The 21,430-nt window shown below is 67.4% G+C and carries 19 protein-coding genes; 7 read left to right on the top strand and 12 right to left on the bottom strand.

Annotated elements, in window-relative coordinates:
- Positions 1 to 55: 55 nt before the first annotated feature.
- The 3 genes from AC07Z7_RS05930 (at position 56) to AC07Z7_RS05920 (ending at position 3,418) form a co-directional block, all read left to right on the top strand.
- Entirely contained in the window at positions 56 to 850 is a 795-nt protein-coding gene (locus tag AC07Z7_RS05930; protein WP_494765661.1) for a DUF2145 domain-containing protein, read from the top strand.
- A 77-nt stretch (positions 851 to 927) separates the two neighbouring features.
- Complete coding sequence (locus AC07Z7_RS05925; protein ID WP_494765646.1) at positions 928 to 1,983, top strand: serine endopeptidase; 1,056 nt, start codon at positions 928 to 930, stop codon at positions 1,981 to 1,983.
- Between the two features lie 7 nt (positions 1,984 to 1,990).
- Positions 1,991 to 3,418, top strand: coding sequence for an FAD-binding oxidoreductase (locus AC07Z7_RS05920; protein WP_494765645.1), 1,428 nt, complete (start codon positions 1,991 to 1,993; stop codon positions 3,416 to 3,418).
- A gap of 175 nt (positions 3,419 to 3,593) precedes the next feature.
- Here AC07Z7_RS05920 and AC07Z7_RS05915 read toward each other — a convergent pair whose 3' ends face one another.
- The 4 genes from AC07Z7_RS05915 to tgt form a co-directional block, all read right to left on the bottom strand.
- Positions 3,594 to 5,012 (bottom strand): GGDEF domain-containing protein, encoded by a 1,419-nt coding sequence (locus AC07Z7_RS05915; RefSeq protein ID WP_494765644.1) that lies wholly within the window; start codon positions 5,010 to 5,012, stop codon positions 3,594 to 3,596.
- 240 nt (positions 5,013 to 5,252) lie between these two features.
- Positions 5,253 to 6,395, bottom strand: a complete 1,143-nt coding sequence (locus tag AC07Z7_RS05910; protein WP_494765643.1) for a GGDEF domain-containing protein — start codon at positions 6,393 to 6,395, stop codon at positions 5,253 to 5,255.
- A 131-nt stretch (positions 6,396 to 6,526) separates the two neighbouring features.
- Positions 6,527 to 6,994: a hypothetical protein gene (locus tag AC07Z7_RS05905; RefSeq protein ID WP_240515737.1), complete on the bottom strand. Its 468-nt coding sequence runs from the start codon at positions 6,992 to 6,994 to the stop codon at positions 6,527 to 6,529.
- Between the two features lie 119 nt (positions 6,995 to 7,113).
- Positions 7,114 to 8,286, bottom strand: coding sequence for a tRNA guanosine(34) transglycosylase Tgt (tgt, locus tag AC07Z7_RS05900; protein WP_094290449.1), 1,173 nt, complete (start codon positions 8,284 to 8,286; stop codon positions 7,114 to 7,116).
- 113 nt (positions 8,287 to 8,399) lie between these two features.
- On the opposite strand from tgt, the gene AC07Z7_RS05895 reads away from it, so the two are divergent.
- The gene (locus tag AC07Z7_RS05895) at positions 8,400 to 8,879 is read left to right on the top strand and encodes a universal stress protein (protein WP_094290448.1); all 480 of its coding nucleotides are present in this window, start codon (positions 8,400 to 8,402) and stop codon (positions 8,877 to 8,879) included.
- Positions 8,880 to 8,953: 74 nt separating this feature from the next.
- Here AC07Z7_RS05895 and AC07Z7_RS05890 read toward each other — a convergent pair whose 3' ends face one another.
- The 4 genes from AC07Z7_RS05890 to AC07Z7_RS05875 all read right to left on the bottom strand — a co-directional run bounded on the left by AC07Z7_RS05890 (position 8,954) and on the right by AC07Z7_RS05875 (position 13,523).
- Entirely contained in the window at positions 8,954 to 9,343 is a 390-nt protein-coding gene (locus AC07Z7_RS05890) for a hypothetical protein (RefSeq protein ID WP_252658805.1), read from the bottom strand.
- Between the two features lie 368 nt (positions 9,344 to 9,711).
- A complete protein-coding gene (locus AC07Z7_RS05885) occupies positions 9,712 to 10,917 on the bottom strand; it encodes a phospholipase A (protein WP_494765642.1) in 1,206 nt (401 codons plus the stop codon).
- Positions 10,917 to 11,441, bottom strand: coding sequence for a hypothetical protein (locus AC07Z7_RS05880; RefSeq protein ID WP_494765641.1), 525 nt, complete (start codon positions 11,439 to 11,441; stop codon positions 10,917 to 10,919). The genes AC07Z7_RS05885 and AC07Z7_RS05880 overlap by 1 nt, the downstream gene beginning before the upstream one ends.
- 6 nt (positions 11,442 to 11,447) lie before the next feature.
- Positions 11,448 to 13,523, bottom strand: a complete 2,076-nt coding sequence (locus tag AC07Z7_RS05875) for an ATP-dependent helicase (RefSeq protein ID WP_094290315.1) — start codon at positions 13,521 to 13,523, stop codon at positions 11,448 to 11,450.
- A gap of 319 nt (positions 13,524 to 13,842) precedes the next feature.
- Between AC07Z7_RS05875 and AC07Z7_RS05870 the strand changes: the two genes are divergently transcribed.
- Positions 13,843 to 15,129 (top strand): ABC transporter substrate-binding protein, encoded by a 1,287-nt coding sequence (locus AC07Z7_RS05870; RefSeq protein WP_252658801.1) that lies wholly within the window; start codon positions 13,843 to 13,845, stop codon positions 15,127 to 15,129.
- 112 nt (positions 15,130 to 15,241) lie between these two features.
- Positions 15,242 to 16,195: an AEC family transporter gene (locus AC07Z7_RS05865; RefSeq protein WP_094290314.1), complete on the top strand. Its 954-nt coding sequence runs from the start codon at positions 15,242 to 15,244 to the stop codon at positions 16,193 to 16,195.
- Between the two features lie 130 nt (positions 16,196 to 16,325).
- On the opposite strand, the gene rbp is transcribed toward AC07Z7_RS05865, so the two are convergent.
- From rbp to priA, 3 genes are all read right to left on the bottom strand, one after another.
- On the bottom strand, positions 16,326 to 16,661 hold the full coding sequence (gene rbp, locus AC07Z7_RS05860; protein ID WP_108616623.1) for an RNA-binding regulator: 336 nt from the start codon (positions 16,659 to 16,661) through the stop codon (positions 16,326 to 16,328).
- 118 nt (positions 16,662 to 16,779) lie between these two features.
- Complete coding sequence (locus AC07Z7_RS05855; RefSeq protein ID WP_462387761.1) at positions 16,780 to 16,989, bottom strand: hypothetical protein; 210 nt, start codon at positions 16,987 to 16,989, stop codon at positions 16,780 to 16,782.
- 367 nt (positions 16,990 to 17,356) lie between these two features.
- A complete protein-coding gene (priA, locus tag AC07Z7_RS05850; RefSeq protein WP_494765660.1) occupies positions 17,357 to 19,486 on the bottom strand; it encodes a replication restart helicase PriA in 2,130 nt (709 codons plus the stop codon).
- Between the two features lie 465 nt (positions 19,487 to 19,951).
- On the opposite strand from priA, the gene AC07Z7_RS05845 reads away from it, so the two are divergent.
- The gene (locus tag AC07Z7_RS05845) at positions 19,952 to 20,128 is read left to right on the top strand and encodes a hypothetical protein (RefSeq protein ID WP_494765640.1); all 177 of its coding nucleotides are present in this window, start codon (positions 19,952 to 19,954) and stop codon (positions 20,126 to 20,128) included.
- Between the two features lie 111 nt (positions 20,129 to 20,239).
- Here the strand turns inward: AC07Z7_RS05845 and hemE are convergent, their stop codons facing one another.
- A complete protein-coding gene (gene hemE / locus AC07Z7_RS05840) occupies positions 20,240 to 21,355 on the bottom strand; it encodes a uroporphyrinogen decarboxylase (protein WP_494765639.1) in 1,116 nt (371 codons plus the stop codon).
- Positions 21,356 to 21,430 lie beyond the last annotated feature (75 nt).

The raw sequence follows: 21,430 nt of genomic DNA, 5'->3' as shown, positions 1-21,430 counted from the left end.
GAAAACCTTGACCTTTGGCCGCAGTCCAGCGCAGCGCATCCCTGCCGTGGTGGGCATGGTGTTCCTCGCTGGGGTCGCGCTGCTGGCCGCCACCCCGGCCCATGCGGGCCGCTCGTGCGAATCCCGCAAGCCCGTGCCCCCGCAGGTGATCGAGCGTGGCATGAAGCTGGCCGAGCAGACCTCGGCCGCGCTCGATGCCGAGCATGCCAGGTCGGGCGCGCAGGTGGTGGCGCTGGCCCGTGCGGGGCAGGACCTCTCCAAATATGGCCTGCGCTACTCGCACATGGGCTGGGCCTACAAGACGGCCGAAGGCCCTTGGCGCGTGGCGCACAAGCTCAACGAATGTGGCACGGCGGTGGGCTATCTGTACCGCCAGGGCCTGGGCGAGTTCTTCCTGGACGACCTGTGGCGCTACGAGGCCGTGTACGCCGTGCCCACGCCCGAGGTGCAGCAGCGCCTGCTGGCCGTGCTGCAGGACAAGGGCCGCACCAAGGCGCTGCAGCACCAGCCCTACAGCATGGTCAGCTATGCCTGGGGCCGCAAGTACCAGCAGTCCAACCAGTGGGCGCTGGAGACACTGGCGATGGCCATGGAGCCCACCACCGTGCGTGCGCGCGACCAGGCACAGGCCTGGCTGCAGTTCAAGGGCTATGAGCCCACGGCGCTCAAGCTCGGGCCGCTCACGCGCATGGGCGGGCGGGTCGGGTCGGCCAACATTGCATTTGACGACCATCCGGGCGAGAAGCGCTTCTCGGACCGCATCGAGACCGTCACTGTGGACTCGGTGCTGGCCTGGCTGCAGCGCACCCAGCTGGCAGCGCCTGCGGTGGTGCTGGTGCTGAAAAACTGAGTAAAAACCGGCCTCTGCGCCTGCCTGGTAAGCGGTTTTAGCTATCAAATCAGTAGTATTTGAGGAGAGCAGTCACCATGAGCAAATCACTGCGTTTGTCCGAAAAGTGGTTCCGCCGGGGCCTGTGGCTGGTGGCGCTGGTGTTTGCCAGCTTTCTCATCGGCCTGGGCGGCACCATCGTGGGCGATCTGCCCAAGGTCGAAACCCCGCTGCGGGTGGATGACTTCCTCGACAAAACCGCTGCCGACAAGCTCCGCGCCGAGGTCAAGGCCGCGCGCCAGGCCGAGCAGGACGCGCAGACCGCGCTGGAGCAGGCCCAGCTGCAGCGCAGCAAGGTGCGCAGCGAGGTGCAGGCCGAGAGGGACAGCTTCAACAACTGGCTGTCCACGCGCAGTGCCACGCAGCGCGCTGACCAGGACCCTGAGGTGATCGCGCGCACCCAGGCGCTGGACGTGCTCAAGCTCGCCGAACGCAAGGCCCAGCAGGCGGTCGAGGCCCAGCAGCAGGCCGCGCTCGATGCCCGCCAGGCGGCGGCCGCCCGGCAGGAGCAGCTGAGCCGCATGGAGTCCGATGGCTACGTCAAGCTCAACGCCGAGCGCCGCAAGGTCGAGCTGCGCGTGTTCCTCTACCGGCTGGCCCTCACGCTGCCCCTGCTGGCGGTGGCGGGCTGGCTGTTCGTGAAGAAGCGCAAGGGCACCTACTGGCCATTTGTGTGGGGCTTCATCTTCTTTGCGCTGTTTGCCTTCTTCGTCGAACTGGTGCCCTACCTGCCCAGCTATGGCGGCTACGTGCGCTACGTGGTGGGCATTGCGGTGACGGCCGTGGTGGGGCGCTATGCCATCCAGGCGCTCAACCGCTACCTGGAGCGCCAGAAGCTGGCCGAGGCCTTGCCCGACCGGGAGCGCCGCAAGGAGCTGAGCTATGACGTGGCCCTGGCCCGCCTGGCGAAGAACGTCTGCCCGGGCTGCGAGCGGCCCGTGGATTTGAAGAACGAGAAGATCGACTTCTGCCCGCACTGCGGCATCGGCCTGTTTGACCACTGCGGCCATTGCAGCACCCGCAAGAGCGCGTTCGCACGGTTTTGCCACGCCTGCGGCACAGGTGCCGGCGTCAAGCTGGCGCGCGAAGACTGAGGCGGTGGTGGGCACCGTGTCCCAGGGGCTGCGCCGCCGTGAACTGCTGGGCGCCTTGGCCGCTGCAGGCCTGCTGGGTGCTGTGCCCTGGTCCGCCCACAGCGCCCCCGGCACACTCATCGAGAACGTGACCCGCCTGTACCCTGTGCGGGTGGCACGGGTGGTGGTGCCCACCCAGGTGCAGGAGGTGGTGCAGGCCGTGCAGCACTGGCCCGGTGCCGTGGCCGTGGGGGGCGGGCGCTACAGCATGGGCGGGCAGATTGGAGTGGAGGGTGGCCTGCACATCGACATGCGCCGCATGAACGCCCTGGTGTGGCTGGATGCCCCTGCCCGCACGGTGCGCGTGCAGGCGGGCATGCGCTGGCGCGATCTGCAGGACCACCTGGACCCGCACGACCTCGCGGTGCGGACCATGCAAAGTTATTCGAACTTCACCGTGGGCGGGTCGGTGTCGGTCAATGTGCATGGGCGCTACGTGGGGCATGGCCCCATCGGCGCATCGGTGCGGGCGCTGCAGATCGTGCTGGCCAGCGGCGAGGTGCGCGAAGCCAGCCGCCAGCAGCACCCCGACCTGTTCCGCGCGGCCCTGGGCGGCTATGGCGGGCTGGGTGTGATCACCGAGGTGGAGCTGGACCTGGACCCCAACACCGCGATGGAGCGCAGTGTGGCCCAGGTGGCGCTGGACGACTACCCCGGCTTCTTCGCCGCCAAGGTGCGCGCCAACACCCGCGCCGTGATGCACAACGCCGACCTGCTGCCCCCGCACTTTGACCGCGCCACCGCCGTGACCTGGGCGACCACCGACAAGCCCGTGACGGTGCCCGAACGCCTGATGCCACGCGGCCAGCGCTACGACCTGGACAAAACCGTGATCTGGGCCCTGACCGAGCTGCCGGGCGGCCACCAGCTGCAGCACAAGGTGGTGCGCCCGGCGCTGCTGCGCGGCCAGCCGGTGGTGTGGCGCAACCGCGAGGCCAGCCTGGACGCCGCCTCGCTGGAGCCCGCCAGCCGCGCGCAGTCCACCTATGTGCTGCAGGAATATTTTGTGCCGGTGGCCCGCTTCGCGGCCTTCACGCGGGGCCTGGCCCGCATCCTGCAGCATCATGGGGCGCAGGTGCTCAACATCTCGGTGCGCCACGCGCCGCCCGACCCGGATGCCGTGATGGCCTGGGCGCGTGAGGAGGTGTTTTCGTGGGTGCTGTATTTCAAGCAGGGCACCAGCGCCCAGGCGCAGGAGGGCGTGGGCCTGTGGACGCGTGCGCTGATCGACCTGGCCCTGCAGCACGGCGGCACCTACTACCTGCCGTACCAGCGCCATGCCACACCGGCGCAGTTTGCAGCGGCCTACCCGCAGGCCGACCGGTTTCGCGCCACCAAGGCGGTGTGGGACCCCACGGGGCGCATGCGCAACATGCTCTGGGCGCAGTACCTGTAGGGATGTCCTGCATAACTCCCTGCGGTCGGTGATAGCGCGGCCTCGGGCGGTTCGCTGCGTTGCTTTTCTTGCCAATAGCTGGGCTATTGGCTGCAAAAAGACGCCTTGCGCCCCATCCCGATCCGCACTACCACCGCCCCGCGAGGGTTATGCAGGACATCCCTGGGGCGGTGGTTCAGGCCAGCGCCACCCGGTTGCGCCCCTCGGCCTTGGCGCGGTAGAGCGCGGCGTCGGCGGCCAGCAGCAGCGTGTCCATGTCGGCGTTGCCGCCCATCGTGGCGCTGTGCACCAGGCCAACGCTGACTGTGGCGCGCTGGGTGGGGCCCTGGCCGCCGGGGGCGGTGGCAAAAGGTTGCTGTTCCACCGCGCTGCGCAGGCGCTCGGCCATGGCGTGGGCTTCGGCAGGCGACACCTCGGGCAGCACTGCCGCAAACTCCTCGCCGCCCAGGCGGCCCAGCAGGTCTTGCGGGCGCAGCTCGCGCGCCATGGCCTGGGCAATGCCGATGAGCAACTGGTCGCCCGCACCATGCCCGTGCTGGTCGTTCACCTGCTTGAAATGGTCCACGTCCAGCATCAGCACCGCTACCCCGGCGGACTCGTGCTGGTGGCTGGCCAGCAGGCGCGCGCCCTGCTTGAGCAGCGCGCGGCGCGCGAGCACGCCGGTCAGGTCGTCGTGGCGCACGGCGTGGTCGAGGCGGCGCAGGGCCTCGGCGCGCGCAGCGCTGGCACAGGCCACGGCCAGCGGCCCCAGCGCCAGCAGGGTGACGCCCACGCGCAGCGAGAACACATCGCCCGCATGGGCGGGCGTGAAGTTGAGCACACCCGTGGCCACGCCCGCCATGGTCCACAGGCACACCACCAGCGACAAGAGGCTGGCGGTGAAGGCGCTGTAGCTGAGCGCGCACCACAGCAGCCCCGGCACCACAAAGGCCAGCATGCCCGGCCCGCCGATCACGGTGCGGATGCCCTCGGCCAGCAGCAGCGAGCTGATGGGCGCCGCGCGCCAGAGCAGCGACATACCTTGCAGGCCGCCCTGCGTGGCCTGGGGAGGGTCGTCGGCGCGCGGTGCGGCCAGCACCACGGGCACGATGAGCATGTAGTTCATCAGCTCGGTGCTGAACCACAGCGAGAGCAGGTCCGTCCAGGGCGCGTTGAAGTACACCGGCGCGGCGCCGCAGCCCGCCAGTGCCCCCACGGTGCTGGCCACCAGCGCTGCCAGCAGCAGGTACAGCGCCGACACCGTGCGCTGCAGGCGCCGGATGCGTTCGTCCAGCCTCCGCAGCACCAGCCAGCCCGCCGTGGCGCCAAGCAGGTTGGCAGCATTGAGCCACAGGGCCATGCCCCAGGCGCTGCCGGTCACCAGGTCGGCCGCCACGTAGCCCACCGCCGCCGCCGCCCAGGCGGGTGGCCGGGCCAGGTGGGGGTAGCGCACCAGCAGGCCCAGCAGCAGCGCATTGGCGGGCCAGAACGCTGACAGGAACCCGATGGGCCGCGCAAAGATGCCCACCAGGCAGGCGCCAAAAATCAGCAGCCCCAGGGCCAGCCAGGCCAGCGCAGGCGCTATGGGCCGGGAGGGAGCAAGGGTGCGGAGCATGGTGGCGGGGGAGGGGCGGGCGCTGAGCGGTGGTGGATTGTCTCCGCAGCCGGTGGGCGGGCTGCTGGGCGCCTTGGTATGTTGAAACATTTGTTGACAATTGCCAACAGCCTGCGGGCCTTGCCCTGTGGTTTTGTCGTGTGTTTGTGGCGAATATTCGGCCACTTGCGCCCGATGGTATTGGTTGTGTTGCTATCAAAATTAGATCAATCGCAGCCCGGCGCACGGCTGCAGCCGGGTTCAGGCGCGGCGCTCTGGCGCCACCACCATCCGGTTGCGGCCTGCGCGTTTGGCGTCGTACAGCGCCTGGTCGGCCGCGCCCAGCCAGTCGGCCCAGGGGCCGCCGCCGCGGGTCACGCAGGCCAGGCCGATGCTCACGGTGACGGGGATCCTCACGCCCCGCTCTGACAGCTCGATCTGCGCCACGGCGGAGCACAGGCGCTGGGCCACGGCGGTGGCGTGGTCGGTGGGGGCGTCCGGCAGGTAGACCAGGAACTCTTCGCCGCCCCAGCGGGCCAGCAGGTCCGACCCGCGCAACTGGTTGCCCAGCGCCTCGGCAGCCGCCTGCAGCACGCGGTCACCCGCCGCATGGCCGAAGTGGTCGTTGATGTGCTTGAAGTGGTCCAGGTCGAGCTGCGCAATGGCGCTGCCCACCGGCAACTGCGCGGGCAGCATGGACATGGCCCAGCGGCGATTGCCGATGCCGGTGAGCGTGTCGGTCTGCGCCACCTTCTGCAGCCGCACCTCGGCGCGCTCGTTGGACAGGGATGACACCACAAGCGCCACCCCGAAGTGGCAGAACATCAGCACATAGAACGCGCGGGCAAAACCCAGCGGGCTGGTGGCCTGCGTGGCGATCAGGAACAGCTGCAGCGCAAAGATGCCCGCGCTGGCCAGCAACAGCCCGGCCAGCAGCCCGCGCGAGGGCAGCGGCTCGGTGTGGCGGTCGCGCCATACCTCATGGGCGGATGCGAGCAGGGCCACGGCCGCAGTCAGGTGGAACGCGCCTGCGCGCAGCAGGTTGTCGAGCGGAAACTGCGTGGTGATGCCCAGCGCCAGCCAGCCGCCGGGGACGGCGGCCAGCACCGGAAGCGGGATCCGCCGGCGCCCGCTCAAAGCCCGCACACCGGCCCAGAAGAGCGCATATCCCAGCGTGCCCAGCAGCAGGCTGGTGTGGGCCCACAGCCACAGGGGCAGCATCTGGTACTCGCCCTGGCCCGCCAGCTCGGCGCCAATGGCCAGCAGCAGATAGGCCGCCGCCAGGGGCCTGAACCCCCGGGGGCGGCACGAATGGCGGCTGACGTGAAAAATGCTCAGCGCCCCTGCCACCAGGGCGGTCTTGTAGAGCAGGAGGACGGTGGGGAGGTCAAGCTGTAAACCCATGGCGCTGCGTGGCGGTGGTGTGGTGGCAGTGGTAGGGGCGGATCAGGCCGGGCGGGCCCGGTCTCCCGTATGGTGACCGAAGGAGGTGACAGGCGCCAGCGCGGCGCAGTGCGGGTTCCGGGGGCGGGTCCTCAGCGCAGGCGCCACCGCTTCTTCCACTGCCGCTGGACCACCCGCGCCATGCGCCAGGCCCAGGTGGCGCGGGCGCGGGCCAGCACCGCGTGCTTGGCGCGCATCCCCTGCGCATAGGCCCAGGCGAACCAGCGCAGCTGCATCAGCGCGGGCTGGGTGAGGGTGAACAGCCGCGCCACCACCGCCGTGCCGACCACCTTGGCCAGCACGATCACGAGCATGCCCAGCACCACATGCCCGCGCCCGATGGCCCACAGCGCGAGCAGCTTGACGGGCAACAGCAGCAGCGTGGGCAGCACAAACAGCGCCACGGCCGCCCAGGGCGGCAGGGCGCGCACGCGGCCCTCGATCCAGCGCAGACCCGGCCAGCGGCCGATGCGCGCCAGCAGCTGCTGCAGCGGCACCCAGCCCCATTCTTCGAACAGGATGAGAAGCGCCAGCACACCGCTGGCCAGGCCCGCCGCCACGCGACCGGGCCAGCGCAGCAGGGAGTGCAGTATTTTCTGAATGATTTTGGCCTTCTGCGCCTGTTGGGATTGTCTTTTAAGCTATCAAATATATAGCTATTGCATCCCAGGCTGCGCCCTTACACGCCACGCGCCCGGTCGGCCTTGAACTGCGCGCGGAACTGGGCAAAAGTGCCCGCCTCCAGCGACTCGCGCACCTCGCGCATCAGGTTCAGGTAGTAGTGCAGGTTGTGCACGGTGGTGAGCATGGGACCCAGCATCTCGCCGCAGCGGTCCAGGTGGTGCAGGTAGGCACGACTGAAGCCTTCGCGCCCGCCGTTGTCCCACGACACGCCGGAGCTGCCCGCGCAGGCGTAGCAGGTGCAGCTGGTGTCCATGGGCTTGTGGTCGGCCTTGTGGCGGGCGTTGCGGATCTTCAGGTCGCCAAAGCGCGTGAACATGGTGCCGTTGCGCGCGTTGCGGGTGGGCATCACGCAGTCGAACATGTCCACGCCGTCGGCCACGCCCTGGACCAGGTCTTCGGGCGTGCCCACGCCCATCAGGTAGCGGGGCTTGTGCGCAGGCAGGCGGTGCGGCGTGTGGGCCATGATGTCCAGCATCTCGTCCTTGGGCTCGCCCACGCTCACGCCGCCCACGGCGTAACCGGGGAAATCCATCTCGACCAGGCGCTCCAGCGACTCCTGGCGCAGGTTCTTGTACATGCCGCCCTGCACGATGCCGAAGAGCGCGTTGGGGTTGTTCAGGCGGTGGAACTCGTCCTGGCTGCGCTTGGCCCAGCGCAGGCTCATTTCCATGCTCTTGCGCGCCTCGGCTTCGGTGGTCTTGTGGCCCTTGGTCTCGTAGGGTGTGCACTCGTCGAGCTGCATCACGATGTCGGAGTTGAGCGTGGTCTGGATCTGCATGCTCACCTCGGGCGACATGAAGAGCTTGTCGCCGTTGACGGGGCTGGCAAAGGTCACGCCTTCTTCGGTGATCTTGCGCATGGCGCCCAGGCTCCAGACCTGGAAACCGCCCGAGTCGGTGAGGATGGGCTTGTCCCACTTTTCAAAGCCGTGCAGGCCGCCAAAGCTCTGCATCACGTCAAGCCCCGGGCGCATCCACAGGTGGAAGGTGTTGCCCAAAATGATCTGCGCGCCCATGTCGTGCAGGCTGCGCGGCATCACGCCCTTGACGGTGCCATAGGTGCCTACGGGCATGAAGATGGGGGTCTGCACCACGCCGTGGTTGAGCGTGAGCTGGCCACGGCGTGCGTGGCTGGAGGGGTCGGTTTTGAGGAGTTCGAACTGCAGCATGATGGGGCGCATTGTCCCAGACGGGCTTGCCTGGTCTGCTTCAAGGGTATGGACTGGCGTTTGCGCAGGCCGTCGCTACACTGGTCTGCACTGACTCACTCAAGGAGAACACCATGCTCAAGATCCTCATCGCAGTGGATGGCTCTGAACTCTCCCTGGACGGCGTGCACCACGCGCTGACCCTGGTGCGCCAGGGCCTGCAGGCCACCATGGTGCTGGCCAACGTGCAGGAGCCTGCCACGCTGTACGAGCTGGTCACCACGCGCGACCCCGACCTGATCGCCGCCGCCAGCCTGGAGGCGGGCGAGCACCTGATGGCCCCCGCGCGCGCGCTGCTGGAGGCGGCGGGCGTGCCCTACGAAACCGATGTGGGGGTGGGCGATGTGGCGCACACGCTGGTGGACATGATCGAGCGCTCGGGCTGCGACATGGTGGTCATTGGTGCCAAGGGCCAGGGCGCCATCACCAGCGCGCTGCTGGGGTCGGTGTCGCAGGAGGTGGCCCACGCCAGCCCGGTGCCCGTGACCATCGTCAAACATGCCGAGGTGCTGGAGGCCGTGGACAGCGACGTGGCCGAGGACGCCGAAGCCTGAGGCGCTTCGGTGCCTCCAAAACGACCAGGGCCGCTGTGTGCGGCCCTGAGGGGAACGGATAAAAAGCGGGAGGCTCAGGCCGCCTTGCGAAACGGCTCGGCCGCCGGCCGCTGCAGCTTGCCATGGGGCAGGGTCGCCAGGCGCGAGAACATGCGGCGCACATAGCCACGCACCCACAGGCATTTGTTGAGTTCGTCCACGGGCAGCGGGCCCGACACCACCACGATGTCGTTGGCCACGTCCTGCGCCCCGGCCGCACGCAGGCGGCGGCGCGTGTTGTTGGCCCACGACTGGATGCGCGTGGGGCTGCCATGCTGGTGCACCTCGCCCGTGTGCACATCGAACGCAATGGCCACCGTGTCGGTCTTGAGCTTGAAGCGGCGTTCACCCGTGACGGCGCTGGGCGCCTCGCGCATGTCATACAGGTAGTAGCTGCCTGCCTTGAGCTGGTATTGCATGTCCATGGGTGTGTTCCTCTCTGGGCGCATTTTCGAGGGTGCACGCACAAGGCAATGGCCGGTATTGCGGCCAAAAAGCCGCGCTTATCGGGTGTGTGGCGGCTGCGCCCTGCCGGTGTCGTTGCGCGTGCCATTGTGGCGGTGCCTCGGCGCCGTTTTGAAAAACTTGAGGATGATGTCGTAACGAGTTGTGAGTGGCGCCCGAAGGCTGTTCTGCCGCTCTTGGCAGTGCACGCAGTCTCCGAAACCGGCACGCACCAGGCGAGGGCAGCCAAGCAAGGGCCGCCCCGCAGCGAGGGCTGCGTCCCCCTTCCCGAATGGCGCAGCCATTCGAGAGAAGGGGGAAGGCGCGCAGCGCCTCAGGGGGATGACCTCTAGAAGTCCACCAGACTCAACCCCACACTGAACACTGTGCGCTTGCGGTTGTAGTCGATCATGCTGTCGCCATAGCCGCTGAACAGCGCGGTGTGCAGGCGCAGGTTGCTCTTGCCGCCCCACAGGCCACTGCCCAGGGTCTGCATCCATTCCAGCCGCACCGAGCCCCGGTCGCTGCGCGCGAGGGTGTGGCGCACGGTGGCGCCCAGGGTGTTGTCCTTGTTGGCGTTCCAGAACACCGCCAGCTCGCCCCGGCCGACGTAGTCGCTGATGCCGGGGTTGTCGTCGCTGTCGGCGCTTTCAGACAAACGCTTCCAGACCTTGGCGTTCACACTCCAGCGGTTGTCCAGCTCCATGCCGGTCATCAGGTAGACGCGGTTCCAGCTGCGCGACAGCGGGTTGCTCTGGCCGTTGGACTGGTGCACCAGGCCAACGCCGCTGTAGCGCCACTTCCAGCCCAGCGGCAGCTGCGCCGTGGTGGGGTAGACATACATCACCTCGGGCTCGTGGTCTGTGGTGCGGAAGGGGCGCGAGATCTGGGGCGTGAACAGCTGCCAGTACGACTGCTGCGAATAGCCAAACCACACCGAATCCTTGAGCGTGGGATGCCCCTGCGTGAGCAGGCCCTGGGCAATCTTGGTGCGCACCGACAGCTGGATGCGGTTCTCGGTGCGGCGGTAGGGCGTGGAGGTCAGGGCCGAATGGTCGGGCGCGTCCGAAGTGGGCTGGCGGTTCACATTGCTGGATGCCACCACCGACACCGTGATCGGGCGGTAACCCCGGAAGCTGAAGGTGCCGCAGTCGCTGCCCGACTCCAGCTCCCAGAAGCGCGAGAGGTCGCTGTACTGCGGGTCGCGGCAGCCTTCGGTGCGCGCCACCTCGATGATGCGGGTGGCGGGCAGCGTGGTGTCCACGGGGGTGGGCACGGCGGTTGTGGTGGCGGCGGCGTCGGCTGCCGAGGCGCCGGGCGCTTTCCAGGTCTGCTCGGCGGCCCACTGGTCAAAACAGGCCAGGCGCGCCTGGTTGTCGCCGGGCAGCGCCGTGCAGCGGCGCCAGGCGCTGTCGGCACCCGGGGCGGGCGCAGCCTGCGCCCACACGGCGCCTGCGGGGGCCAGGGTGGCCAAGGCCGAAAGCACCAGGGCTGCCGTGTGGTGCAGGGGGCCCAAGGCGGTGGCTGCCCGGGTGGGCGTGTGGATGGTGGGCATCACTGCCACCCCGCCTGCCGGCGCATCACAAACGGAATGGCTGCGGGAGCCGAGGGCGTGGGGTGGGCGTTGTTCCATGTTCCGCGTATTTCCTTGCCGCAACTTCCATCCACCACCCGGCCTGTCCAGGTGGCGCTGATGTTCGTGCCGTTGATCGATTCTTCCAGAGTCAGGTCGCCATCGTCCACGTCGCCGCTGACCTGGGCCGTGGTGCTGCCGCGCTGCGTGGTGCCCCGCACACTCTGTGCCAGCTCGGGGTGGGGGCCCAGCTGCAGCACGGCGGTGGTGGGTGGTGGCGGGGTGGCGCCCTCTGCGGCCGGGGCCCGCAGCTCGGCCAGCCAGCGGCCTTGCAGGTGCTGGTGGTCCATGTCGGCGGCGGCCGGGCAGGCGGTGCTGGTCTTTGAGTCTTTTTTGCCATCTGCGCGCGCTGGATAAGCGCCGATAGCTATCAAAATAATAGCAATTGACAAGGCAAGCTGCGGCAGGAGGGAGGGGCGTGTGCGGGGCATGGCGGGTTCGTTCATACCTTCTCAGGCAGCAGGGGGCGCGCCAGCGGCCAGCGCCTTCTTGGCGGCAAACTCGGCGCGCAGGGCCTTGAGTTTTTCGCGCGGGTCTTCGCGCGCGGTGGTCTTGTCCAGGCCCATTTCGGCAATGAAGCGGCTGGGCTGGGCAGACACCATCTCGCGGCCCTTCTTGCGCTTCTTGGTCCAGCTCACGGCCAGGGTGCGCTGGGCGCGGGTGATGCCCACGTACATCAGGCGGCGCTCTTCCTGCAAGCGCTGCAGCGTGTCGTCGCTCACCTTCTGCTGGCGGCCTTCGTCGTCGTCGAGCTTGAAGGGCAGCATGCCCTCGGTCACGCCCACCAGCACCACATGGGGCCATTCCAGCCCCTTGCTCGCGTGCAGGGTCGAGAGCACGACCATGTCCTGCTCCTTCTCGCGCTCGCTGATGGTGGAGAGCAGGGCGATGGTCTGCGACACCTCCAGCAGGCTCTTGGTCTCCTTGGCGACCACGGCACCAGCCGTGTCGTCGATCTGCCCGCCCGCGCGCTGGGCCATCCAGTCGCAGAACTCCATCACATTGCTCCAGCGCGCGGCGGCCACCTTCTCGCTGTCCTCGTTGTCATAGAGGTGCTGCTCGTAGCCGATCTCCTTGAGCCAGTCGTTCAAAAAGGTGCGCGACTCCTCGGCGCCATGCACGCGGCGCGCGCTGTATTCCAGGTAGTTGATGTAGCGGCCGAACTCGTGCAGGCCGTCCATGGCGCGCTTGGGCACCGCGGCGGGCAGCATGCCGTTGAACAGCGCGCCGAACATGCTCTGCTTGTGCTGCGTGGCAAATGCGCCCAGCGCCGCCAGCGTGGTGTGGCCGATGCCACGCTTGGGCGTGGTGATGGCGCGCAGAAACGCCGGGTCGTCGTCGTTGTTGATCCACAGGCGGAACCAGGCGCACAGGTCCTTGATTTCGGCGCGGTCGAAAAAGCTCGTGCCGCCCGAGACCTTGTAGGGGATGTTGGCCTTGCGCAGCGCTTTTTCAAACGGCTTGGCCTGGTGGTTGGCGCGGTACAGGATGGCGAAGTTTTTCCAGTCCGGCGGCGGATTGCTGGCCGCGCGCAGGCTCTGGATGCGGGCCACGGCGCGCTCGGCCTCGTGCTCCTCGTTGTCGGCGTCGATCACGCGCACCGGCTCGCCCTCGCCCAGCTCGCTGAACAGCGTCTTGGGAAAGAGCTTGGGGTTGGGCCCGATCACGTTGTTGGCCGCGCGCAGGATGGCGCTGGTGGAGCGGTAGTTCTGCTCCAGCTTGATGACCTTGAGGTGCGGGTAATCGACCGGCAGCTTCTTGAGGTTGTCCAGCGTCGCACCGCGCCAGCCGTAGATGGACTGGTCATCGTCGCCCACGGCGGTGAAGTGGCCGTTGGGGCCCACCAGCAGCTTGAGCAGCTCGTACTGCGTGGCGTTGGTGTCCTGGTATTCGTCCACCAGCACATGCGAGAGCGCCGCCTGCCACTTGGCGCGCACTTCGGGGAAGTCGCGCAGCAGGCGCAGCGGCATGCCGATCAGGTCGTCAAAGTCCACGCTCTGGTAGGCCGCCAGGCGCTCTTCATAGCGCGCCATCAGCGTGGCGATGATGCGTTCGTTGTCGTCCGCCGCCTGGGCCAGCGCCTCGGCCGAGGTCAGGCCCATGTTCTTCCACTTGCTGATCACCCACTGCCACTGGCGCGCGGTGGCCATGTCGGTGGTGCCGCCTGAGGCCTCCTTCAGGATGCCCGTCACATCGTCGGCATCCAGGATGCTGAACTGCGGCTTGAGGCCCAGCACATGGCCGTCTTCGCGCACCATGCGCACGCCCAGCGCGTGGAAGGTGCAGATCAGCACATCCTTGGCGCGTTTGCCGATCAAGTGCCCGGCGCGCTCGCGCATTTCCGACGCCGCCTTGTTCGTGAAGGTGATGGCCGCAATGCGCTTGGGGTCCATGCCTTTTTCGATCATGTGGGCGATCTTCATGGTGATCACCCGCGTCTTGCCCGAGCCCGCGCCCGCCAGCACCAGGCAGGCCCCGTCGGTGTAGTGGACAGCCTGGAGCTGGGCGAGATTGAGACCGGCAGACATGGGGGCAGGGGGCGCGGGACGCAGAAAAAGGGAAGGGGAGTCGGGGGGCGGGCCGGGGCGTCGGCCACAGGGGCGGGCCCGGCGGCGAAGCGCGCAATGATACCGGCGCGCCCGTACCATTCCCTTGCCAGCCACCGGCCCGGGGGCTCTGCGCCGGGCTGACAAGGCGCTGACGGGCCGGAGGCGCCGCAGGGCACGGGGCCCCGACGCTCCGGGAAACCCCGCTAGGGGCTTTGTTTTTGCAATTTGATACTGGCTGCGACCCCCCGCCCGCTCCACGGGCGGTGTTTCCCCCACTCCATGCCCCGGTCGCACGCCCATGATCTCTTTCGCTTTTTCCGCCGCCATTCCGTTTGCGCCATCGGGCCCCGGCCGTCCCCGGCCGCCCGCTCGCGCCTGGCGGCCGGTGGCGGTTGCGGCGGTGGTGGCCACAGTCCTGCTGGCCGGTGGGGCCCTGGCCCCGGCGCAGGCCCAGATCGGCAGCACCGCGCCCGTGCGCATCGGCGTGGTGGGGCCGTTCACCGGGCCGTCGGCTGACTTTGGCGTGCCCATGCTCAACGGCATCAAGCTGGCGGTGGACGAGATCAACGCCGTGGGCGGCTACCTGGGCCGCCCGCTGGAGCTGGTCGTCAAGGACGACACGGCCAACCCTGACCAGGGCCGCAAGGTCTCGCAGGAGCTGCTGGCCGAGAAGGTGGTCGCCACCATCGGCTTTTGCAACACCGGCGTGGCGCTCAAGGCCATCGACCTGTTCCAGGACGCCAAGAGCCCGCTCATCGTGCCTTGCTCCACGGGCACGGCCGTGACGGCCAAGTACCCCGCGCCCGACAGCTACATCTTCCGCGTGCAGGCGCGCGACGCGATCCAGGCACCTTTCCTGGTGGACGACATCGTCAAACGCGGTTGGGACAAGGTCGCCATCTTTGCCGACAAGACTGGCTATGGCGAAGGCGGCTACAACGACGTGGTGGCCGCGCTGGCGGCCAAGAACCTCAAGCCCGTGCATGTGGCGCGTTTTGACCTGGGTGTGAAGGACCTCACGGCCGAGCTCACGGCGGCGCGCAACGCGGGCGCCAACGTGGTCTACAGCTACACCGTGGGGCCGGAGAACGCCACCATCGCCAACGGCAAGAAGGCGCTGGGCTGGAAGGTGCCGCAGGTCGGGCCGTGGCCGCTGTCCTTCCCGTTCTTCCTCGAAGGCGCCAAGGATGCGGCCGAGGGTGCGCTCATGGTGCAGACCTTCATCGCCGAGCCCAGCAACGAGCGCCGTGCGTCCTTCCTGTCGGGCTACACCCGCAAGTTCCAGGGCAAGGTGGCTGTGCCCATGGCGGCGGCCAATGCCTACGACGCCACCTACCTGCTGATGTACTCCTTCCTCGGCATCCGCGACGGCAACCTGAACGGCAAGGCCATCAAGGAATCGCTGGAGGGCAAGATGAAGACCTACTACGGCGTGGTCACCACCTACGACAAGCCCTTCAGCGCGCAGGACAAGGATGCGATCACGCGCAACATGCTGGTCATGGGCATGGTCAAGAACGGTGCCATCACCTTTGCCTACCCCGAGGATGCCAAGCGCAACCTGATCATCCAGCGCAAGCAATAACAAAAAAGCGGGTGCCTGCGCTCGCGACCCGCGAGCCCACCCACCTGACTTTGCGCTGACCACGCCGGGCGCCGCAGGCCCTGGCTGCAGTCGCAGCCAGGACAATCGTGCCGTGCTCTCCGTCCTCCTCATCACCTTCCCCTTCTTCGCGCTCGTGCTCTGCGGCTATCTCGCCGCACGGCGCGGCGTGCTGCCGCAACCGGCCATCCCGGGGCTCAACGCCTTCGTGCTGTACTTTGCGCTGCCCTGCATGCTGTACCGCTTCGGCGCGAGCACACCCATCGCCCAGCTGCTCGACCCGGCCGTGGCGGGCGTCTATGTGCTGTGTGCGCTGGTGATGGTGGGGGCCACGGTGGCGCTCACGCGCAAGGCGCACATCGGCTGGAACGACGCGGCTTTTGGCGCGCTGGTGGCCGCCTTCCCCAACACCGGCTTCATGGGCGTGCCGCTCTTGGTGGCGCTGCTGGGCGCGCAGAGTGCGGGCCCGGCCATCGTCACCATCGTGGTGGACATGGTCATCACCAGCTCGCTGTGCATTGCGCTCTCGCGCCTGGATGGCGCAGGCACGCATGGCGTGGGGGTGGCGCTGAAGAATGCCTTCAAGGGCATGGCGACCAATCCCATGCCCTGGTCGATTGCCCTGGGGGCGCTGGCCTCGGCCCTGCAGTTCCAGTTGCCTGGCCCGGTGGACAAGACCATTGCCATGCTGGCCGACGCGGCATCGCCCGTGGCGCTGTTCACCATTGGCGCCGTGCTGGCGCGTTCACAGATGAACCAGCACGAGCAGGTGCCCGCGCGCGACTACGTGCCCGTGGCGCTGGCCAAGCTCTTGGTGCACCCGCTGCTGGTGTGGGCCGTGGGCACGGCTGCCATCGCGGTGGGTGTGCCGCTCACTCCGTTTGCGCTCACGGTGCTGGTGCTGCTGGCCGCATTGCCCAGTGCCAGCAATGTGTCGCTGCTGGCCGAGAAGTTCGGCGCCAACAACGGGCGCGTGGCGCGCATCATCCTGGTGAGCACGGCGCTGGCGTTCTTGAGCTTTTCGGCGGCGGTGGCGCTGTTGACCTGATTGCTATTTATTTTGTAGCTATTTGCGACCACCCCATGCGCGCAGAGGCCTGAAAAAGCCTGATATCTTGCGCTGGGGCGAAAAAAAAACCGGCTCAGGTGAGCCGGTTTTTTTGTTGAGGCTGCCGGGTTCAGTAGCGGCCGCCACCGTGGCCACCCGTGCCGTAGCCCACATCTGCGCGCTTGCTGGCGGTGTAGCCGCCAGCATCACTGCGCTCTTCGCGTGGGCGGGCCAGGTTCACCACGATCGAGCGGCCGTCCACGGACATGCCGTGCAGCGCCTTGATGGCGGCCTGGGCCACGTCAGCATTGGCCATCTCCACAAAGCCGAAGCCTTTGGAGCGACCCGTGTCACGGTCCATCATGACCTTGGCAGACGACACGCCGCCGAACTCGGCAAAGTTGCTGTTCAGGCTGGCATCGGTCACGGAATAGGGCAGGTTGCCCACATAGATTTTGCTGCTCATGGAAGAGCCTTTCTGAAAATGGCGCGCAACGATTCGCGCACCGTTGGGGTTCTGCGCTGCGGAAGGGAAATCCGCAGCGGAGGCATGGGGGATGGCAGTTGCGTCAGGCCGCAGGCCATCAGCATTGGGGTGGGTGCTGCATGCTGGTTTGCAGCCAGCCCTGCGTGACGGCAAAAAGCCGTGCGGCTTCGCGCGAGGCGAAGGCTTTGTCAAAACGGAACACGCGGCAGTAGCTGCCGTTGCCCTGGGAGCGGTGGACCGAGAAGGAGGCGCGAAAGCGGCCGCAGTCGGTAGGGTGTGTCGTGGGCGAAACGACGTAGGGGCCCATGGAAATGGCAGGCTGTGAAATCTGGATCAATCAGGATCGCGGGCCGCAACGGTGGCCTGCGTGAGCAGCAAGGAACGCGGTGGGCTGCAGCTCTACAGACCCACGGGGCGACGAAGGTCGCCAAGGAAGCGTCTGCAAGGGGCGGAATGCACCCGGGGCAGACGTTGCGGTGACTGGCCGAAGCAAGGCCCATGACTGCAACAGTCCGAAGTATATTTGAATTTATATTTAAATTCAAATTAATATTATTTTTGGTTTTAAAAATTGGGTGTTCGGGGCTCTGCAAGCCCTTCGCTCCAGGGGCTGAGTGCTATCTATTTGATAGCTGATTGCGCTTGTGTAATGAGCGGCAGGGCGCCAAAAAGCCTCAAATCACGAGCGGATCCACATCCACCAGCCAGCGCACCAGCCCCTTGTGCTCGGGCGCACTGCGTGTGGCCTGCAGCACGGGCTGCCAGGCGGCCAGAAAACGCTGCAGGGCGGCGCGGCTCCCGCTCTCCATCAGCATCTGGGCGCGCTCCACGTTGGCCACCCGCTGGATGGTCAGCGGCACGGGGGGGAACAGCGTCACCGCGTCCAGCCCCGGCAGGCCTGCCGCGTGTGCAGCAGCCGTGGCGGCGGTGAGGAAGCCCTGGGCCACCTCCTGCGTGCGCGCGTCGGCGCGTACCAGGGCCTGGAAGGCGAACGGGGGCATGGCGGCCTCTTCGCGCTCTTTCAGCTGCTGGGCGGCAAAGGCCTCGTAGTCGTGTTTGCGCAGCGCCTCGTACACGGTGTGCTGGGGGTGGAAGGTCTGCACCCACATCTCGCACTGCGTACCCTGGGCTGCCATGTACGCGGCGTCGCGCCCGGCGCGGCCTGCCGCCTGCATGAGCAGCGCAAACAGCCGCTCGGGCGCGCGGAAGTCGCTGCTGAACAGCGCTCCGTCAGGCTGCACGGCGGCCACCAGCGTGATGCGCCGGAAGTCGTGGCCCTTGGCAATCATCTGCGTGCCCACGAGCACATCCACCTCGCCCGCATGCACCTGGGCCAGCTGCGCCTCCAGCGCGCCCTTGGCCTTGGTGGTGTCGGCGTCGATGCGGGCGATGCGCGCAGGCGTGCGGTCGGGCCGCAGCACTTCGGAGAGCAGCGCGCCAAGCTGTTCTTCGAGCTGCTCGGTGCCCCGGCCCATGGAGTGGATGTCGGGGCTGCCGCAGGTGGGGCAGGCGCGTGGCACGCGCACGGTGTAGCCGCAGTGGTGGCAGCGCAGGGTGCGGTCGGTCTTGTGGAACACCTGGTGCGCGCTGCAGTGCGGGCAGTCGCTTTTCCAGCCGCAGTCGGCGCAGTGCAGCACGGGGGCATAGCCCCGGCGGTTGAGCAGCACCATGCTCTGCTCGCCGCGCGCCACACGCTCGGTGATGGCGGCCAGCAGCGGCGCGCTGAAGATCGCGCGGCGCGGCTGCTGGTTCATGTCCACACGGCGCACGCGGGCCGGGGCGCCCGCGCCCCTATCTGCCCCTCCGCCCGCGCCGATGCGGCTGGGCATGGCCAGCCGCACGTAGCGGCCCACGGCCGGGTCGCTGGCGTGCCAGCTCTCCAGCGACGGCGTGGCCGAGCCCAGCAGCACCTTGGCGCCCTGCTCGCGCCCGCGCCAGATGGCCAGGTCGCGCGCCGAATACCGCGCGCCCTCCTGCTGCTTGTAGCTCGGGTCGTGCTCCTCGTCCACCACGATGATCTTCAGGCCCGGCAGGCTGGCAAACACCGCCATGCGGGTGCCCAGCACGATGCGCGCCGCGCCGCTGTGGGCGGTCAGCCAGCTTTTGAGGCGCTGCGGGTTGGTCATGCCGCTGTGCAGCGAGACCACGGCCTGGCTGCCAAAGCGCGGCGCGAAGCGGGTGGTGAAGCGTTCTTCGAGCTGGGGCGTGAGGTTGATCTCGGGCACCATGACCAGCGCCTGCGCGGTGGGGTCAGCCTCCAGCGCCTCCTGCACGCAGCGCAGGTAGACCTCGGTCTTGCCGCTGCCGGTGCTGCCAAACAGCAAGAAGGGGCCGGATTCTGAGGAAATTCGGGCCCTTGCGCGCTCCTGTTCTGCGGTGAGTGCTATTGTTTGAATAGCGTTTTCGCTGCCATCCTGGTCCGGTGCCTTGGCGGGGCGCTTGAGCCGCCGCGCCAGCTGGTCGGGCTGCAGGTCGCGCAGCTGGGGGGGCAGGGCGGCCAGCGCCACCTCGCCCAGGGCGCGCTGGTAGTAGCGTGCGGCAAAGGCTACCAGGCGGCGCCAGGGCAGCGCGAGTGGCTCCACACCCTCCAGCACGCCGGCCACCGGCCGCATGGCAGCCCCTTCAGGCAGCTCGCCTGTGGCCTCGGCGGCATCCCACACCACGCCCAGCACCTCGCGTTTGCCCAGCGGCACCCGCACCAGCGTGCCCGGCGGCAGGGGCTGCGCGCTGGCGTAGCTGAGCAGGTCCCCCACGCCGCTGTGCGACGGGGTATGCAATGCAACGTGGACGATGGCGGTGTGGATAGGCACTGGCTATGGCAGTTACGGGGGCTTGTGGAGGAGCTGTAGAGGTTTGGTGGCTAAGTGCTTGATTTGGCGTGTGCTGTGAGTAATCCCGTCTTTCTGTGGATAACTTTGTTGACATCCTGTCTGCACACCCCGCCAACCCGCATGAATACTGGCGCCGAACAGAATGCCCACAAAACTGGCAGCGCGAAAAAATCCTTATGAATCAATCATCTGAAGAAATTTGGGTGCATTTTCTGTGATAGGGCCGGGTGGCGGGAAAATGTTGCGCCGCATCAAGATTTGTGTGCATAAGTCGAACATCACTTTGGCGTCAAGACCCGGATCAGCCCCAAATTTGTGCTAGCCGGTGCCCTGCGTGTTCAGGTATTTTTGCGGTTTGGCCTGCAAGTGCTTGATTTGACAAGGGATTTGCAAGAAATCCAGAATTTCTGTGGATAACTTTGTTGATATCCCCTGCGTTTGTCACGCAAGTCCTTGAAAGACGGCGGTTTGGCTGGAATGCCCATCAAAAAAGCAGGGGATGCAGATCCTTTGAAATCAATCACTTACGCGTTTGTTGCGAATCTTTCCGGTGCCGCCATGGTGCCATGCATGGTGCGCCATCGGGTGGCAGTGCTGCTCCAGTTTTGTGCATAAGTCAGCCCTTCGGGTGCGGGGCTGTGGGGTTTTGGTGCATGGGGCCTGCTCGCCTTTTGCTTGCAGAGAATGGCTCGCAGCTGCGGCGGCTGCGCAGGCCCCAGCCTGCCTTTAGCGCGGCTGGCGCTGCGCCCGCGAGTGGCTGTGCACGGCCTCCACCAACGCGGCCACATGCTCGGGCGGGGTGAACTGGCTGATGCCGTGGCCCAGGTTGAAGATGTGCGTGGGGCCGGTGGTGCTGCGATCGGTGTGGGGTGTGCCAAAGCTGTCGAGTACATGGCGCACCTGTTGTGCAATCTGCGCAGGCGGTGCAAACAGCACATTGGGGTCGATGTTGCCCTGCAGCGCCTTGCCAGGGCCGCCGACCTGCCCACCGACGATGGCGCGCGCCTGGCCCAGGTTGGCCGTCCAGTCCAGGCCCAGCACCTCGCAGTCGATGTCCTTCATGTCTGGCAGCCAGATGCCGCCGCCCTTGGTGAACACGATGCGCGGCACGTCCGTGCCATCCACGCCCGTGCGCTTCAGTTGTGCCAGCACCCGCTTGGTATAGGCCAGGCTGAATTCCTGGAAGGCGCCGTCGGCCAGCACGCCGCCCCAGCTGTCAAAGATCATCACGGCCTGGGCGCCCGCGTCGATCTGGGCGTTGAGGTACGCGGCCACGCTGTCGGCATTCACGGCCAGGATGCGGTGCATCAGGTCGGGGCGGCTGTACATCAGCGTCTTGACCAGGCGGTAGTCGTCCGATCCCTTGCCTTCGACCATGTAGCAGGCCAGGGTCCAGGGGCTGCCCGAGAAGCCGATGAGTGGCACGCGGCCATTGAGCGCCTTGCGGATGCTGGTGACGGCGTCGAACACATAGCGCAGCTTGTCCATGTCGGGCACGGCGAGTTCGGCCACGGCGGCCTCGTCGCGCACCACCTTGGCAAAGCGCGGGCCTTCGCCCTCGGCAAACGACAGGCCCAGGCCCATGGCGTCGGGCACGGTGAGGATGTCGCTGAACAGGATGGCCGCGTCGAGCGGAAAACGCTCCAGCGGCTGCAGGGTCACTTCGGTGGCGTACTGAACATTGGTAGCCAGCCCCATGAAGCTGCCCGCCTGGGCGCGCGTGGCCTTGTACTCCGGCAGATAGCGCCCCGCCTGGCGCATGAGCCACAGGGGCGTGTAGTCGGTGGCCTGACGGCGGCAGGCACGCAGGAAGGTGTCGTTGGCAAGGGGGGCGAAGGTCATCTGGCGATTGTCGCAGGCCGACCGCCAGCCTCGCCCCCCGATTTGGCGGTAGAAATTGACGCGCATCAAGCCGAA

The sequence above is a fragment of the Acidovorax sp. GW101-11A03 genome, from assembly GCF_059424825.1.
Note: the sequence above shows the minus strand (reverse complement) of the source record. Positions and strands in the feature narration are given on the sequence as shown.